The sequence below is a fragment of the Rhizobium terricola genome (genome assembly GCF_012927355.1).
Classification (GTDB): domain Bacteria; phylum Pseudomonadota; class Alphaproteobacteria; order Rhizobiales; family Rhizobiaceae; genus Allorhizobium; species Allorhizobium terricola.
Window position 1 is genome coordinate 67,034 of record NZ_JABBGK010000006.1, and the last position, 15,265, is coordinate 82,298.

The window sequence follows — 15,265 nt, forward strand, 5'->3', positions numbered from 1 at the left end:
TCCTTCAAGAAATCGATCCGGGATGTATTCCTCAGGATGTTGTCGGGGGCGTCTGCGTGATCTTGTCTTCTGCTCGATGACAGGCGGCATGCCGCCCCGGTAGGATGGCGCGCAATTCCGGCGTCTCCCGGGCGCAGCGTTCGACCGCCAGCGGGCATCGGTTGCGGAAGGTGCAGCCTGTTGCCGTATCATCGGCTTGCGGCTTTACCGGCTGCATCTCTCCGGCTGGACGGCCGAACCGGTCGATGGCGGGCTCGGCATCGGCGAGCACTTGCGTATACGGATGAATCGGCCGCTCGAAGACCTGATGGGCGGGGCCGGTCTCGACCAGGCGTCCGCGATACATCACCCCGACACGGTCGGCGATGCAGTCGACCACGGCGAGGTTGTGGGTGATGAACAGGAAGGTGACGCCGCGCCGTTGTCTGAGGTCCATCAGAAGGTTCAGCACCTGCGCCTGGATGGACAGGTCGAGGGCCGAGACCGGTTCGTCGGCGACCACCAGCCTGGGCTCGGTGACGAGCGCGCGGGCAATCGCGATGCGCTGCCGCTGTCCGCCGGAGAATTCGTGCGGATGTCGTTCCGCATGCTCGGCTTTCAGCCCTACGCTTTCGAGAGTATCGACGACACGGTCGCGGATTTCTGCGCGGGACGGCTTGCGGGCGAGAACATGCAGAGGCTCGGCGACGATGCGGCCGACCCGTTGGCGCGGATCAAGCGAGGCGAACGGATCCTGGAACACCATTTGGAAGTTCTCGCGCCGGCGCATCAGCTCTTTCGACGGGAGGGCGAACAGGTCTTCGCCCGCGAAGAACACCTGACCGGCTGTCGGCCGGTCGAGCGCCATCACCAGCCGCGCCAGCGTGGACTTTCCGCAGCCGCTCTCGCCGACGATGCCGAAGATCTCGCCGGCCTCGACCGTCAGCGACACCTTATCGAGCGCGCGGGTCACATGGGCAGGCCCGAAGAGTGTGCGGCTGACATAGTCGCGAGAGAGTGAGCGGATATCAAGGAGGGGACCGGTCATGGCATGGTTGTCCCTTGCCCCTCATCCGCCTGCCGGCACCTTCTCCCCGTGAACGGGGAGAAGGCCGCTTCCCGCATCCTCGACGCGATGTTGTGTTTAGTCTCGGCGGTGGCGTTCCTCGCTGGCCGTCCCCTCTCCCCGTTTGCGGGGAGAGGGTCAGGGTGAGGGGCAACGGGGCGGATGCCCCGTCGCAGCAACGGTCGGTTCATCGCGTTTCTCCCTCCATGGCCCGGATGCAGCGCACGCCACGGCTGTCGGCAAAGTCCTGCCAGTCGGGTTCGGCGGCGCTGCAGGCGTCGATGCGGTCGGGACAGCGGTCGGAAAAGACGCAGCCCGGAGGCAGGCGGTCGAAGGGGGGAACCGTGCCGCGGATGGTCGGAAGGCGGCCACCGTCGCCGACGCGGCGGGGCACTGCGCCGATGAGGCCGCGGGTGTAGGGATTGAGCGGATCGGTCAGGACCGCCCGCGTTCCGCCTTCCTCCATCCGCCGTCCGGAATAGAGAACGAGGGTCCGATCACACATGCGGGCGATCACGCCGAGATCGTGGCTCACCAGCATCAGCGCCATGCGGTATTCGCTGGTCAGATCGTCGAGGATGTCGAGCACTTCCGCCTGCACCGTGACGTCGAGCGCGGTGGTCGGCTCGTCGGCAATCAACAGGGCCGGCTTCGGGGCAAGTGCGATGGCAATGCCGACCCGCTGGCGCTGGCCGCCGGAGAGTTCATGCGGATAGCTCTTCGCCCTGCGCCTGGCATCGGGAATGCGCACCTGGTCCATCAGCTCGATCGCCTGCGCCCGCGCGTCGCGCCAGGACAGACCGCGATGCCAGACCAGACCTTCGGCGATCTGGTCGCCGATGGTCATGGCCGGGTTAAGGGCTGTCATGGGTTCCTGGAAGATCATGCCGATCTGATTGCCGCGGATGTCGCAGAGCCGCTCCTCCGTCGATGACAGAAGGTTCTCTCCGGCGAAGCTGATCGTGCCCGCCGCCTTCGCGACCGATGGCAATAGGCCCATGATGGAAAGCGCCAGCAGGGTCTTGCCGGATCCGCTCTCGCCGACGACGCCGAGCGTTTCGCCGGCCGGGAGGTCGAAGGATATGTCGGACAGCACCCGTGCGCTGCGGCCGGTGCGGTCGATGGAGATCGACAGGTCGCGCACCGAGAGGAGGGGGCGATCGGGATGCTCGGGAGGCGACTGGGTCATGCGGCGCCCCCGTCGCGAGGATCGAGCAGGTCGCGCAGACCGTCGCCGAGCATGTTGAAGCCGAGGACGGTGAAGGCGATGGCGAGGCCTGGCAGGATGGCAAGCCAGGGTGCTGCACCAAGATAGGTCTGGGCGTCCGCCAGCATCCGGCCCCAGGTGGGTGCCGGCGGCGGCATGCCGAGGCCGAGAAAGGAGAGCCCCGCCTCGGTCAGGATCGCAAGGCCGAGCTGGATCGTCGCCTGGACGATGATCTGGTTCGCGATGTTCGGTAGGACATGTTCGACGGTGATGAGGAACTGGCCCTTCCCGGCGCCGCGTGCGGCGAGCACGTAGTCGCGCGACCAGATCTGTTGGGCAGCACCTGCGGTGACGCGGGCGAAGACAGGGACCATGAAGGTGGCGATGGCGATGATCGCGGTGAAGCGGCCGGTCCCGATCAGTGCCCCGAGCATCATGGCCGAGAGGATCGGTGGAACGGCGAAGATCACGTCATTGGTGCGCATGACAAGCGCTTCGACCACACCGCGCCGTGCGGCGGCGATTACGCCCAGCACCGTGCCGATCGAGGCGCCGATCGCGACTGCGGCAGCGGCCGTCGACAGGGAGTTCCAGGCGCCGGCCATCAGCATCGAGGCGATGTCGCGGCCGAACTGGTCGGTGCCCAGGAGGCCATGGGCGAGCGGCGGCTTCAGCTTGTGGATGATCTGCATCTTCGCCGGAGGCAGGGGCGTCCAGACGAGCGAGAGCAGCGCCAGCGCGAGCAGGACAAGGATGATGATGCCGCCGATCGCGAGATTGGGGCGGCGCAGTTGTCTGGAGAGATCACTCGTTCCGGAGCGTGCGGTCATCGCGTGCGGCTCCTCAGGCGCGGATCGAGAACCAGATAGGACAGATCGACCAGGAAGTTCATGACGATGACGAGGCCTGCGAAGAACAGCACCACGTCCTGCATGACGATCACGTCGCGCTGGGCGAGCGCCTGATAGGCGAGGCGCCCGAGCCCCGGCAGGTTGAAGACGTTCTCGATCAGGATCGCGCCGGCGATCAGGAAGGTGAATTGCAGGCCGAGAATTGTGACGACGGGCACCAGGGCATTCGGCACCGCATGCCGCCATAGCGCCACCCGGCGCGGCAGGCCCTTGGCACGGGCGGTGCGGACGAAGTCTTCGTGCAGAACCTCGAGCACCGAGGCGCGGGTCACGCGGGTCAGTACGCCCGCCTGCGGCAGGGCAAGGGCGATCGCGGGGAGCGTCAGGGCCTTAATTCCGGCCAGAAGCCCCGCGTCCCAACCCGGAAAACCGCCGGCTGGCATCCAGCCGAGAGTGACGGAAAAGGCGAGGATCAGCAACAGCGCGACCCAGAAGCCCGGAACCGCGATGAAAGCCTGCGACAGAACTCCGCCCACATAATCCAGTGCCGAATTGCGCATGGCGGCGGAGGCGACGCCGAGCGGGATGGCGATCAAGACCGAGAGGACGATTGCGATGACGGCGAGCGGCAGGGTGACCGCCAGCCTTTCGGCGATCAGGCCCGCGACCGGGACGCCATAGGTGTAGGACCGGCCGAGGTCGCCGGTCAGTGCCGCAGAGAGCCATTGCAGGTAGCGGACGGGAAGCGGCTGGTCGAGCCCGAGTTCAAGGCGCAGCGCAGCCAGTGTGTCGGGGCTCGCCGAGGTGCCGAGCATGATCGATGCCGGGTCTCCCGGCAGTACGTCCATAACGACGAAGATGAGCGCGGAGACGGCCGCGAGGGTCAGGACCAGACTGCCAATGCGCCGGGCGAGAAGTGTCAGCATAGGGGCTTACTCCCCTCATGTGATCTCTCAGTTTTGTCGGCTCGCTTCTTTCGTCTTGTCAAACCACCCCCCTCAAGGGGGGAGATCGCGCGTGGATCGCTACCGCCATGCCGATCGGTGTCGGGTTGGGCAGGGAGGAAAAACTCCCGACTGACGAGAAGGGAAAACCGATTCTCAACGCCGACCGCAATGTGCATAGGGCAGCTCCTCCCGATCTCCACCCTTGAGGGGGAGATGCCCGGCAGGGCAGAGGGGGGTATGATGCTCATGGCTCGTCTCGCAGGGGGCTGGGAACCAGCGCGGTGCTTACCCTGTCACTCACTCCTCCCAATAGACCTCTGTCAGCACGTTGGAGGGGATCGGTTCGTTTTCCCACAGTCCCTTCAGCTTCTTGTTCCAGATGCCGAGCTTCGGCATGACGAAGAGATAGAGTGCCGGAACGTCCTCGGCGAGGATCTTCTGCGCCTCGCCGTAGAGCCTGTCCTGCTCGGCGGTATCGGCGGTCGCCTCGATTTTGGCGAGCACGTCATTGAAGGCCGGGTTCTTGTAGTTGAAGTAGTAGGGATCGCGGGCATAGATATCGATGTCCATCGGCTCGGCATGGGCGACGATGGTCATGTCGTAGTCGGTGCCCTTGAAGACGTCCTGGACCCATTTGGCCGGGAATTCCGTCGGCTCGATGTTCATGGTCACGCCGATTTCGGCGAACATCGCCTGCATCACCTGGGCCGAACGCGGGGCGTAGGCCATTTGGGGGGTCTTGATGGTGAAGGTGAAGCCGTCCGGATAGCCGGCCTCGGCAAGCAGGGCCTTGGCCTTTTCCGGGTCATAGGCATTGGTGGCGGTGAGATCGACATAGCCGCGGTCGTTCGGCGTGTAGTGGCTGCCGATCGGCGTCCCGTAGCCCGACCAGGCGCCGTCGACGATGACGGAACGGTCGATCGCCATCATCAAGGCCTGGCGAACGCGCTTGTCGTCGAAGGGTTTTCGCGCGTTGTTCATGCCGGCGACCACCTTCAGCTCGGTGTTGCCGATGACGGTCGCCAGCTTTTCGTCGTCCTTGAAGCTTTCCACCAGTTCCGGCGCGCCGAATTCCGGGAAGGCGTCGACATCGCCGGACTTCAGCGCGGCCGCCTGGGCCTGCGGGTCGGCGATGAAGCGGAAGGTCACCTTGTCGAGCTTGACCTCGACCGCCTCGTTCCAATAGTCCGGGTTGGCGGCGAGCTCCACCTTGTCGCCCTTGGCCCAGCTGACGAACCGGAACGGGCCGGTGCCGACCGGCGTCGTCTTGTCGTCTGCGGCGCTCTTCGTGCCGACGATCGACGAGGAGGGCCAGCCGAGCCAGTAGAGCAAGCTTCCGGCCGGCGCCTTCAGCTTCAGGATCAGGGTCAGTGGATCGGGTGTCCCGATGGTGTCGATCGATGCGAAGTAGCGCTTTTGCGGGTTGACGCTGTCGGCGCCGCGGGCGCGTTCGAGCGAGGCCTTTGCCACCGTGCTGTCGAAGACTTCGCCGTCATGGAATTTGACACCGTCTTCAAGCTTGAAGGTATAGGTGAGGCCGTCGGGGGAAATCTCCCAGCTGCGGGCAAGCTGCGGCTGGACCTTGCCGTTCCGGTCGATGGTAACGAGACCTTCGAAGATGTTTTGCCAGGTCACCTGGCCAATCGCGACCGGAGCGGCAATCGTCGGGTCGAGGCCGGTCGGCTCGATCGTCATGCCGAGCGTCAGTTCAGTCTCCGCGGCCAGCGCCGGGAAGGCGCCCGCGAGAGTTGACGAGGCGGTCGCGGCAAGAGCCAGCGCGAGCCCCCGCAAGAGCGACGGCCTGCCGGTCGACGATAATGATTTCATGGATTTCCCCTGTTCCTCTTCCCGTCCGCCGACTTCCGGAGCTCGGCGGTTTGCAGTGCGGAAAATACTTGCATCTCGCGCGCGGCCGCACAATCCGGATTTTGCGACCGCCGCGAAGGGCATTGGAAGAGATGGGGCCTGCTTTGCGTCAGGCGACTTCGCCCTGCGGCCCCGAACGGCCTTCTCGCATGCCGTCTGCGTCTTGTCCGGAAACTTGTGGAAGCAGCAGTCCCGCCTGGCGGGCGGCGTCGATGAAGGCTGCGCGGGCAATGGGTGCGGCATCCTTCGATTCTGTTGCCAGCCGGCACCAGCGGCTGGCACGCATGTAGGCTGCGCCGTGCCGCGTCGGCCATTCTTCTTCGAGAAAATAGAGTGCATCGACTGGCTCGCGGAAGGTCCGGGCGAGGCCGCATTGCAGTTTCAGTTCGACGGGATCGGCCCAGGTGGGCTGTATCCCAAGTGGCGTAACGGTCATGACATTCTCCATTGCGACTGCACGAACACGCGAGCGGCGCCGAAGTTCCATGACGATTTTGTTAAAATTCGTGGCTTGCCTAGACCGGACTTCCGAGCCTCAGGCCGGTGCGTCGGGTGATCCGTCCAACCCATCCAACTCGCCCGCGTCGCGCCGGCGCAGCCAGTCCGCCGTGTATTCGCCCGCTGCCGACGCTGCGTCCTGCATCGACGCCCCGTTCAACAATTCATGCAGGACGGCGCCGCTGAAGCTGTCGCCGGCGCCGATCGTATCGGCGGTGACGACCAGTTCCTTCAGGCTGATGCGGGTCTCGGCCCGGCCGTCGAAAAGCGTCATCGCATTCGGCCCGTCGGTCAGCATCAGGTCCTTCAGTCGGGCACCGGCGACGCCGACGGCCGCCGACCAGATGTCGGCGAGGGTGCGGCCGGGAAAATCTGCGCGCGAGGCAACGACGACGTCGGCCGGCCGCGGGGTCGGGTCTCGCAGCGGAAACTGGCTGACGACCAGCGGGGCTGCCTCCAGCGAGCGCAGGAGCGTGTCGGACAGCCGGGCTCCGTTGACATAGAAGGCGTCGGCCGTGATCGGCTCCGCGAGTGAGAAGTCGCGGGCGATGCGCCGCGTGCTGCCGAGGATGGTGCGCTCCCCGGCCGGATCGAGAAAGATCTCCGCGAATTCCGTCTGGCCCTCGGTGAGCCGGACATGCTCCGTTCTGAAACCCATTTCCTTCAGTCGTTCCAGGGCTGCAAGACCATGGGCGTCGGTCATCAGGGACGAGACGAGCTCCACGGGGTGGCCGAGGCCGAGCAGCATGCGGCCGGTATAGTAACCGCCGCCGCCGAGACGAACGGTCCGGCCGGTCCAGACAATGCGGGCACCGGACCGGAGCGGCTCCTGAAGCCGCCAGACGCGATCATGATTGATGTGGCCGATTACCGCGACGGAGGCTGGCATGGAGCAGTTCGTTCCTTTTTTCTGCGATTGCCGCGAGCGAGGTCGCCGGAACCGCGGGGCTTGCGGAACCGGGGCGCCTCGGATTTCATTCCAGACAATAGGGCACGAGGTCGCTGGCAAGCAAGGAGGTGCAGGATGACGATCAGGACGGTTGTGTGGGGCGAGAACATACACGAGCAGACCAATGCCGTGGTTCGTGGGATCTATCCCGACGGGATGCATTCGACCATCGCCGCCGCGCTCAATGCCGGCGATGGCATCGAGGCGACGACCGCGACACTGCAGGAGCCTGAACATGGTCTCAGCGTCGAGCGCCTCGCCGGCACGGATGTGCTGGTATGGTGGGGGCACAAGGACCACGGGGCCGTCGCGGACGAGGTGGTCGAGCGGGTGGCGCGCCGGGTCTTCGAAGGCATGGGCCTGATCGTCCTTCACTCCGGCCACTTCTCCAAGCCGTTCAAGCGGCTGATGGGCACGCCCTGCGCGCTCAAGTGGCGCGAAGCCGGCGAGCGGGAACGGATCTGGACGGTCAATCCGGGTCATCCGATCGCCGCGGGGCTGCCCGAGAGCTTCGTCCTCGAGAACGAGGAAATGTATGGCGAATTCTTCTCCGTGCCCGAGCCGCTGGAAACCGTCTTCATCTCCTGGTTCGCCGGCGGCGAGGTCTTTCGCTCCGGGCTCACCTGGCGCAGGGGGGCCGGAAACATCTTCTATTTCCGTCCGGGCCACGAAACCTATCCGACCTATCAGGACGCGAATGTCCAGACGGTCATCCGCAATGCGGTCAAATGGGCCTATAATCCGATGCCGGCCCATATCGGTGTTCACGATGCACCGAACGTGCCCGTCGAACAGGCCCTGGAGCCGATCACGGAGCGCGGTCCGAAGCTGCACCAGTCCGGCGAGGAAGGTTACAAGTGATGGCACCGATCCGTCTTCTCGTCCTCGGCACCGGGGGCATGGCGAATACGCATGGCCTCAATTTTTCCACCATTCCCGACGTGACCCTGGTCGGGGCCGTCGATGTCGACATCGCCAAGGTTCGTGCCTTTGCCGCCCGGCACGATATTCCGAACACCTTCACCTCGCTCGAGGAGGCGATTGCCTGGGGCGAATTCGACGCTGCGACCAACGTGACGCCGGACCGCATCCATCATCCGACCACGCTCGCGCTGCTGGCCGCCGGCAAGCATGTGATGTGCGAGAAGCCGCTCGCCGAAACCTATTCAAAGGCGGAGGAGATGGCCGTGGCGGCCGAGAGGTCCGGCCTCGTCAACATGGTCAATCTCACCTATCGCAACGTGGCGCAGGTGCAGAAGGCGCGCCAGATGGTCGTCGACGGCGAAATCGGCCGCGTGCGCCATGTCGAGGCATCCTATCTGCAGAGCTGGCTGGTCTCGAAGGCGTGGGGTGACTGGATGACCGAAAGCCAGTGGCTCTGGCGGCTCTCCACCCGGCACGGGTCGAACGGCGTGCTCGGCGACGTGGGCATCCACATCCTCGATTTTGCGGGTTTCGGCGCCGCGACCGAGATCGATCACGTCTTTACCCGCCTGAAAACCTTCGAAAAGGCCGCCGGCAACCGGATCGGGGAGTATGACCTCGACGCCAATGACAGCTTCATCATGACGGCGGAATTTACGAACGGTGCCATCGGTGTGATCCATGCCAGCCGCTGGGCGACCGGGCATCTGAACGAACTCAGGCTGAGGGTTCATGGCGACAAGGGTGCGCTCGAGGTCATCCACCGGCCCGACGGCTCTACTCTTCGGGCTTGCCTGAAAGAGGACGTCGAAAAAGCAATCTGGCAGGAGATACCGGTCGAGCCGGTCGAGACCAACTATCAGAAATTCGTCGCGGCAATCCGCGATGGGCACGGGCAACAACCGGACTTCCGCCATGCAGCCAACCTGCAGAGGGTTCTCGATCTTGCGCTTCGGACCGAAGCCGAGCGCCGCGAGCTTTCCGTCTCGTCGCGTGGTCCCAGAAAGGCATGAAGCCGCCCGTATTCATCGGGCGGCTTCATGTATTGGGGCGCTGTGTCAGTAGGTGACCTTGACCGAGGTCTTCTGTTCCGCGGCGCGCACGGCCGCATCGGCGAGCGCCAGTGCGATCAGGCCGTCTTCGGCGGAGGGCGACAGCGGCGTGCCGTTTTCCAGCCCGTCGATGAAGGCCGAGATTTCGGCGGCGTAAGCCGCGGTGTAGCGGGTCATGAAGAAGTCGTGCAGCGGCGGGCGGGTGTAGCCGTCCTTGGTGGCGATTTCGATCGACACCGGCCGCTGGTTCTCTGCCGAAACGGAGCCGAGCGATCCGTGTACCTCGATGCGCTGGTCGTATCCGTAAGACGCGCGGCGCGAGTTGGAGATCATCGCCTGGCGGCCGCTCTTGGTGGTCAGCACCAGGCTGGCGCTGTCGTAGTCACCCAGTTCGCCGATCTTCGGATCGACCAGAACGGAGGCGGATGCCATCACGCTGTCGACTTCCTCGCCCAGCAGGAAGCGGGCCATGTCGAAGTCGTGGATGGTCATGTCGCGGAAGATGCCGCCCGAAACCTTGATGTATTCCGCCGGCGGCGGGCCGGGGTCGCGGCTGGTGATCGTCACCATCTCGACCTTGCCGATCTGGCCATCATCGATCGCCTGGCGCACGGCGCGGAAATGCGGGTCGAAGCGGCGGTTGAAGCCCAGCATGACCTTGCCGCCGACCTTGCGCACCGTTTCAAGACAGGCGCGGGCACGTGCGACGTCGAGATCGATCGGCTTCTCGCAGAAGATAGCCTTGCCGGCCTTGGCGAAGCGCTCGATCAGGTCGGCATGGGTGTTGGTTGGCGTGCAGATGATGACCGCATCGATATCCTTGTCGGCCTCGATCTCGTCGATCGTCCTGACCGCGGCGCCGGAGGCCGCGGCGATTGCGTTTGCCGCCTCGGGAAAGGCGTCGGCGACTGCGACGAGTTTCGCCCGCTTGTCTTCGGCGATCGCGCGAGCATGCACCTTGCCGATACGGCCTGCACCCAGAAGGGCCAGTTTCGTTACCATGATCTTCTCCTCCCTTGGTCGCCTTGCCGAACCGGCCTCAAGCGCCCTAGACACGTGTTGTGGCGTCGCGTGCGGGGTCCGTCCTTTTCACGGCAAGCGAAAGGACGAGACAAGGCCGCTTCGGGCCGCCGCCTCCGATGGATGTTCCAAAACTCCATTTGGAATATACATTCTATTTTGCTAGATTGCGATATCGTTTATGTCAAGCGCCATTGCGGAAAGGACAGTCATGACGGACACCGGCGGGCCGACCAGCATCAAGGCATTCGAGGAGCGACTGCTGGAGGTCTCGGAAAATCTCCCCAAGCGACTGCGCCAATGCGCCGATTATGTCGCGGCGAACAAGGATCGGATCGCGGTTTCGACCGTCGCGGAGATGGCGGAAGGGGCGGGTGTCCAGCCATCGGCCTTCATGCGTTTCTGCCAGATTCTCGGGTTTTCCGGTTTCTCCGAAATGCAGAAGCTGTTCCGTGATTCCTTCGTCGGGGGCTGGCCGGACTATTCCACCCGTCTCCATCACTTAAGGGAAAAGGCCGAGGGCAGTCCGACTGCGCTGCTTGCTGAATTCGTCGAGGCCGGGCGCACTTCCCTTGAAGGTCTGCTGAAGACGATCGACCCGCAAATGCTTGAAATGGCCGTGGAAACGCTGGCCAAGGCGCAGATGATCCACATCATCGGGATGCGGCGATCCTTCCCTGTCGCAAGCTACATGGCGTATGCGCTGGAGAAGATGAACGTTCCGGCCATGCTGCACAGCGCTGTCGGCAAGCTGGAAAACCATCATGCGATCCGGCCGGGCGACGTGCTGCTTGCCATTACCTTTTCGCCCTATTCCGCCGAGACGATCGATCTCGTCGAGCAGGTTTCCGGCCGGGGGATCCCGGTGGTCGCCGTGACCGACACGATCGTCAGCCCCTTGCGAAAATTCAATGCGCTCACGCTCTCGGTGTCCGAAGTCGATTTCGGTGCGTTCCGATCGTTGTCGGCGACGCTCTGTCTGGCGATCACGCTTTCCGTCGCGGTCGGTACGGCGCGACAGGATAACTGAATATTTGTGTTGAAAATTCCAAAAATAGAATTTAAAGTTCATTCTTAGAGGAGAAGGTAGGCCGCAGTGGTGCGGTTGCCCGAGATCACGGAAGGCGGGGATACACCCGCCGCCGCAGGGAGGTTTGCTTGGCAGTACTCGATCTGATCACGATCGGCCGTTCGTCGGTTGACCTTTATGGTGCGCAGGTGGGTGGCCGGCTCGAGGATATGGCCTCCTTCAACAAGTATATCGGCGGCTCGCCGACCAACATCGCTGCCGGAACCGCACGGCTCGGCCTGAAGTCTGCGCTCATCACCCGGGTCGGCGACGAGCATATGGGCCGCTTCATCCGCGAGCAGCTGGTCAAGGAAGGCGTCGATGTGCGCGGCGTCGCGACCGATCCGGAGCGCCTGACCGCGCTCGTATTGCTCGGCATCCGGGACGAACACCAGTTTCCATTGATCTTCTATCGCGAGAACTGCGCCGACATGGCGCTTTGCGAAGACGACATCGATCCGGCCTTCGTCGGCGAGGCGCGCTGCGTGCTGGCGACGGGGACGCATCTTTCGCATCCACGCACCGAGGCCGCCGTCTTGAAGGCGCTGAAGATCGCCCGTGAAAACGGCGCGAAGACCGCGCTCGACATCGACTACCGTCCCAATCTCTGGGGGCTTGCCGGCCACGGTGCGGGCGAGAGCCGTTACATCGAATCCCGGGCGGTCACCGCAAAGCTGCAGGCGACGCTTCATCTGTTCGACCTGATCGTCGGAACGGAAGAAGAATTCCATATCGCCGGCGGTACGACCGATACGGTCGAGGCACTGAAGGCTGTGCGGCGCGTTTCCGATGCGGCGCTCGTCTGCAAGCGTGGCGCGATGGGCGCCGTGGTATTCGAAGGTGCGATCCCCGACAGCCTGGATGGGGGCCAGACGGGTGAGGGCTTCCCGATCGAGGTGTTCAACGTGCTCGGCGCCGGCGACGGCTTCATGTCCGGCCTGCTCAAGGGCTGGCTGACCGGCGCGGACTGGCCGACCAGCCTCAAGTTCGCCAATGCCTGCGGCGCCTTTGCCGTCTCGCGTCACGGCTGCACGCCGGCCTATCCGAGCTGGGAGGAACTGCAGTATTTCTTCAAGGTCGGCATCCGCAACAAGGCGCTGCGCAAGGACGAGGCGCTGGAGCAGGTGCACTGGTCGACCAACCGCAAGGGCGACTGGTCGACGATGCGGGTCTTCGCCTTCGATCACCGCATGCAGCTCGAGGCCATGGCCAGCGAGGCGGGCGTTGAAGCGGGCCGGATCGGCGAGTTCAAGAAGCTCTGCCTCAATGCGGCGCTGGAGGTGTCCGGGGGTACTGCCGGTTACGGTATCCTCTGCGACAGCCGGATCGGCCGCGATGCGCTCTATGCCGCGAGCGGCTCCGGCTTGTGGATCGGCCGCCCGGTCGAATGGCCGGGCTCGCGTCCGCTGACCCTGGAACCGGAGATCGGTCCCGATTTCGGCGGCCTCGTGGAATGGCCGCTCGAGGACGTGGTCAAGGTTCTCTGTTTCTATCATCCCGACGACACCGCGGAGATGCGCGCCGAGCAGGAAGCGACCGTGGTCCGCCTGTTCAATGCCGCCCGCCGCAACCGTCTGGAAATGCTGCTCGAAGTGATCCCGTCCAAGGTCGCCGCGACGGATGACGACACGGTCGCGCGGATCATCGACCGCTTCTACGAGATCGGCGTCTATCCGGACTGGTGGAAGCTCGAACCGATGCGGACCGAGGCGTCGTGGGCCAATGCCTGCGCCGCCGTCGAGCGGCATGATCGATATACGCGCGGCATCGTGGTCCTCGGGCTCGATGCGCCGCAGGCGGAGCTTGAGGAGAGCTTCGCGCTTGCCGCCCGTTTCGATCTGGTCAAGGGTTTCGCCGTCGGCCGGACGATCTTCGGCGAGGCGGCGCGCAAGTGGCTTTCCGGTGCGATCACCGACGAAGACGCCGTGAAGGAAATGGCGCAGCGCTATCGCAGCCTCTGCGATGTCTGGGACAAGGCCCGCAACGACGCCCGCGCTGCCAAGGGAGAGAAGGCATGAAGACGGTGAGACTGACCGCCGCACAGGCGATGGTGCGCTACCTCGCCAACCAGCTCAACGAGCATGGCGAACCCTATATCGCCGGCGTCTGGGCGATCTTCGGTCACGGCAACGTGGCCGGCATCGGCGAGGCACTGCACGGCATCCGCGACCGGCTGCCGACGCTGCGCGGCCAGAACGAACAGTCCATGGCCCATGCGGCGATCTCCTATACGAAGCAGTTGCGCCGCCGGCGTGCGATGGCGGTGACGTCGTCGATCGGACCGGGTGCGGCCAACATGGTCACGGCGGCGGCGCTCGCCCATGTCAACCGGTTGCCGGTGCTCTTTATTCCGGGCGACGTCTTTGCCAATCGCGGGCCCGATCCCGTCCTGCAGCAGCTCGAGGACTTCGGCGACGGTACGATGACGGTCAATGACTGCTTCAAGCCGGTCAGCCGCTATTTCGACCGCATCATGCGGCCGGAACATCTTCTGACGGCACTGCCGCGGGCGATGCGCGTCATGACCGACCCTGCAGATTGCGGTCCGGTCACGCTCGCCTTCTGCCAGGATACCCAGGCCGAGGCCTACGACTATCCGGAGAGCTTCTTCCAGCCCAAGGTCTGGCGCCAGCGCCGCCCCGAGCCGGACTTTCATGAGCTCGCTGCCGCCGTCGAGGCGCTGAAGTCGGCGAAGAACCCGGTGATCGTGGCCGGCGGCGGCATCCACTTCGCCGGCGCGACCGAGACGCTGAAGGCATTCGTCGAGAAGCATCGCATTCCAGTCGTCGAGACGCAGGCCGGCAAGTCGGTGCTCGCCTGGGATCACCCGCTGAACTTCGGGGCGGTCGGCGTGACCGGTACGGAATGCGCCAACATCGTCTCAGAAAAGGCCGACCTCGTCTTCGGTGTCGGCACCCGCTTCCAAGATTTTACCACCGGCTCGTGGGCGCTGTTCAAGAACCCGAACCGCCGTATCCTGGCGCTCAACGTGCAGGCCTATGACAGCGCCAAGCATGATGCCATCCCGTTGACCTCGGATGCGAAGATCGGCCTCGAACGGTTGTCGGCCGCGCTCGGTGATCATGTCTTCTCCGCCCCGGATGCCGGCCTCAAGGACGCGTGGTTCGCCAAGGCAGATGCCGTGACCGCGCCGCCGAAAGACGGCAATGCGCTGCCGACCGACATGCAGGTGATCGGCGCCGTGCAGCGCCAGTCGCGCGACAACACCGTCGTCATGTGCGCTGCCGGCACCATGCCGGGCGAGCTGCACCAGCTTTGGAAGGCCAAGCTGCCGCTCTCCTATCACATGGAATACGGCTTCTCCTGCATGGGCTACGAGGTTGCGGGCGGGCTCGGGATCAAGCTTGCGGAGCCTGATCGCGACGTCATCGTGATGGTCGGCGACGGCTCCTACATGATGATGAATTCGGAGCTTGCGACCTCCGTCGCCATGGGCGTCAAGATCACGCTCGTGATCACCGACAACCGTGGCTACGGCTGCATCAACCGGTTGCAGATGGGCACCGGCGGGGCCGAGTTCAACAACCTCTACGCCCACACCAACGTCAACCCGATCGCCATCGACTTTGCGGCCCATGCCGCCTCCATGGGAGCGAGCGCCCGCAAGGTTTCGTCGATCGCGGAGCTGGAAGAGGCGCTCGCGGCCGCGCGCGAGGCGACCGTCACCACGGTCATCGTCATCGATACCGATCCCTATCCGACGCCGGATGCCGGCGGATATTTCTGGGACGTCGCCGTTCCGGAAGTCTCGCCCCGTGCGGAAGTCAATGAAGCCCGTGTCCGCTACGAGGCGGCCCTCAAGGAAAGACTCTAAGC

The 15,265-nt window shown here is 64.5% G+C and carries 13 protein-coding genes; 5 read left to right on the top strand and 8 right to left on the bottom strand.

Translation table 11 applies throughout. From position 1 onward, the window contains the following. Positions 1-31: 31 nt before the first annotated feature. The 7 genes from HHL25_RS20070 to HHL25_RS20100 form a co-directional block, all read right to left on the bottom strand. The gene (locus HHL25_RS20070) at positions 32-1,027 is read right to left on the bottom strand and encodes an ABC transporter ATP-binding protein (protein ID WP_169594996.1); all 996 of its coding nucleotides are present in this window, start codon (positions 1,025-1,027) and stop codon (positions 32-34) included. Between the two features lie 205 nt (positions 1,028-1,232). Beyond that, the gene (locus tag HHL25_RS20075; protein ID WP_169594998.1) at positions 1,233-2,234 is read right to left on the bottom strand and encodes an ABC transporter ATP-binding protein; all 1,002 of its coding nucleotides are present in this window, start codon (positions 2,232-2,234) and stop codon (positions 1,233-1,235) included. Next, entirely contained in the window at positions 2,231-3,082 is an 852-nt protein-coding gene (locus HHL25_RS20080) for an ABC transporter permease (protein WP_169595000.1), read from the bottom strand. Before HHL25_RS20080 ends, HHL25_RS20075 begins: the two co-directional genes overlap by 4 nt. Then, complete coding sequence (locus HHL25_RS20085) at positions 3,079-4,029, bottom strand: ABC transporter permease (RefSeq protein ID WP_169595002.1); 951 nt, start codon at positions 4,027-4,029, stop codon at positions 3,079-3,081. Before HHL25_RS20085 ends, HHL25_RS20080 begins: the two co-directional genes overlap by 4 nt. A 318-nt stretch (positions 4,030-4,347) precedes the next feature. Then, on the bottom strand, positions 4,348-5,877 hold the full coding sequence (locus HHL25_RS20090; protein ID WP_169595004.1) for an ABC transporter substrate-binding protein: 1,530 nt from the start codon (positions 5,875-5,877) through the stop codon (positions 4,348-4,350). A 148-nt stretch (positions 5,878-6,025) separates the two neighbouring features. Continuing rightward, a complete protein-coding gene (locus tag HHL25_RS20095) occupies positions 6,026-6,352 on the bottom strand; it encodes a DUF982 domain-containing protein (protein WP_169595006.1) in 327 nt (108 codons plus the stop codon). Positions 6,353-6,451: 99 nt separating this feature from the next. Further along, entirely contained in the window at positions 6,452-7,303 is an 852-nt protein-coding gene (locus HHL25_RS20100; RefSeq protein WP_169595008.1) for a PfkB family carbohydrate kinase, read from the bottom strand. Between the two features lie 135 nt (positions 7,304-7,438). Between HHL25_RS20100 and HHL25_RS20105 the strand changes: the two genes are divergently transcribed. Both HHL25_RS20105 and HHL25_RS20110 read left to right on the top strand, forming a co-directional pair. Beyond that, positions 7,439-8,224, top strand: coding sequence for a ThuA domain-containing protein (locus HHL25_RS20105; RefSeq protein WP_169595010.1), 786 nt, complete (start codon positions 7,439-7,441; stop codon positions 8,222-8,224). Continuing rightward, positions 8,224-9,300 carry a Gfo/Idh/MocA family protein gene (locus HHL25_RS20110; RefSeq protein WP_205927949.1) on the top strand — a complete coding sequence of 359 codons (1,077 nt, stop codon included), beginning with the start codon at positions 8,224-8,226 and terminating at the stop codon, positions 9,298-9,300. The genes HHL25_RS20105 and HHL25_RS20110 overlap by 1 nt, the downstream gene beginning before the upstream one ends. 45 nt (positions 9,301-9,345) lie before the next feature. Here the strand turns inward: HHL25_RS20110 and iolG are convergent, their stop codons facing one another. Further along, entirely contained in the window at positions 9,346-10,341 is a 996-nt protein-coding gene (iolG, locus tag HHL25_RS20115) for an inositol 2-dehydrogenase (RefSeq protein ID WP_169595012.1), read from the bottom strand. A 229-nt stretch (positions 10,342-10,570) separates the two neighbouring features. Here iolG and HHL25_RS20120 point away from each other — a divergent pair, with 229 nt between their 5' ends. The 3 genes from HHL25_RS20120 to iolD all read left to right on the top strand — a co-directional run bounded on the left by HHL25_RS20120 (position 10,571) and on the right by iolD (position 15,263). Further along, a complete protein-coding gene (locus HHL25_RS20120; protein ID WP_169595013.1) occupies positions 10,571-11,389 on the top strand; it encodes a MurR/RpiR family transcriptional regulator in 819 nt (272 codons plus the stop codon). A 128-nt stretch (positions 11,390-11,517) separates the two neighbouring features. Continuing rightward, positions 11,518-13,446: a bifunctional 5-dehydro-2-deoxygluconokinase/5-dehydro-2-deoxyphosphogluconate aldolase gene (locus HHL25_RS20125; protein WP_169595015.1), complete on the top strand. Its 1,929-nt coding sequence runs from the start codon at positions 11,518-11,520 to the stop codon at positions 13,444-13,446. After that, complete coding sequence (iolD, locus tag HHL25_RS20130; protein ID WP_169595018.1) at positions 13,443-15,263, top strand: 3D-(3,5/4)-trihydroxycyclohexane-1,2-dione acylhydrolase (decyclizing); 1,821 nt, start codon at positions 13,443-13,445, stop codon at positions 15,261-15,263. The genes HHL25_RS20125 and iolD overlap by 4 nt, the downstream gene beginning before the upstream one ends. Positions 15,264-15,265: the final 2 nt, after the last annotated feature.

Excerpts from the sequence above, each read along its gene's own strand:
- HHL25_RS20070 (WP_169594996.1), bottom strand. The coding sequence starts at position 1,027 with ATGACCGGTCCCCTCCTTGATATCCGCTCACTCTCTCGCGACTATGTC.
- HHL25_RS20075 (WP_169594998.1), bottom strand. The coding sequence starts at position 2,234 with ATGACCCAGTCGCCTCCCGAGCATCCCGATCGCCCCCTCCTCTCGGTG.
- HHL25_RS20080 (WP_169595000.1), bottom strand. The coding sequence starts at position 3,082 with ATGACCGCACGCTCCGGAACGAGTGATCTCTCCAGACAACTGCGCCGC.
- HHL25_RS20085 (WP_169595002.1), bottom strand. The coding sequence starts at position 4,029 with ATGCTGACACTTCTCGCCCGGCGCATTGGCAGTCTGGTCCTGACCCTC.
- HHL25_RS20090 (WP_169595004.1), bottom strand. The coding sequence starts at position 5,877 with ATGAAATCATTATCGTCGACCGGCAGGCCGTCGCTCTTGCGGGGGCTC.
- HHL25_RS20095 (WP_169595006.1), bottom strand. The coding sequence starts at position 6,352 with ATGACCGTTACGCCACTTGGGATACAGCCCACCTGGGCCGATCCCGTC.
- HHL25_RS20100 (WP_169595008.1), bottom strand. The coding sequence starts at position 7,303 with ATGCCAGCCTCCGTCGCGGTAATCGGCCACATCAATCATGATCGCGTC.
- HHL25_RS20105 (WP_169595010.1), top strand. The coding sequence starts at position 7,439 with ATGACGATCAGGACGGTTGTGTGGGGCGAGAACATACACGAGCAGACC.
- HHL25_RS20110 (WP_205927949.1), top strand. The coding sequence starts at position 8,224 with ATGGCACCGATCCGTCTTCTCGTCCTCGGCACCGGGGGCATGGCGAAT.
- iolG (WP_169595012.1), bottom strand. The coding sequence starts at position 10,341 with ATGGTAACGAAACTGGCCCTTCTGGGTGCAGGCCGTATCGGCAAGGTG.
- HHL25_RS20120 (WP_169595013.1), top strand. The coding sequence starts at position 10,571 with ATGACGGACACCGGCGGGCCGACCAGCATCAAGGCATTCGAGGAGCGA.
- iolD (WP_169595018.1), top strand. The coding sequence starts at position 13,443 with ATGAAGACGGTGAGACTGACCGCCGCACAGGCGATGGTGCGCTACCTC.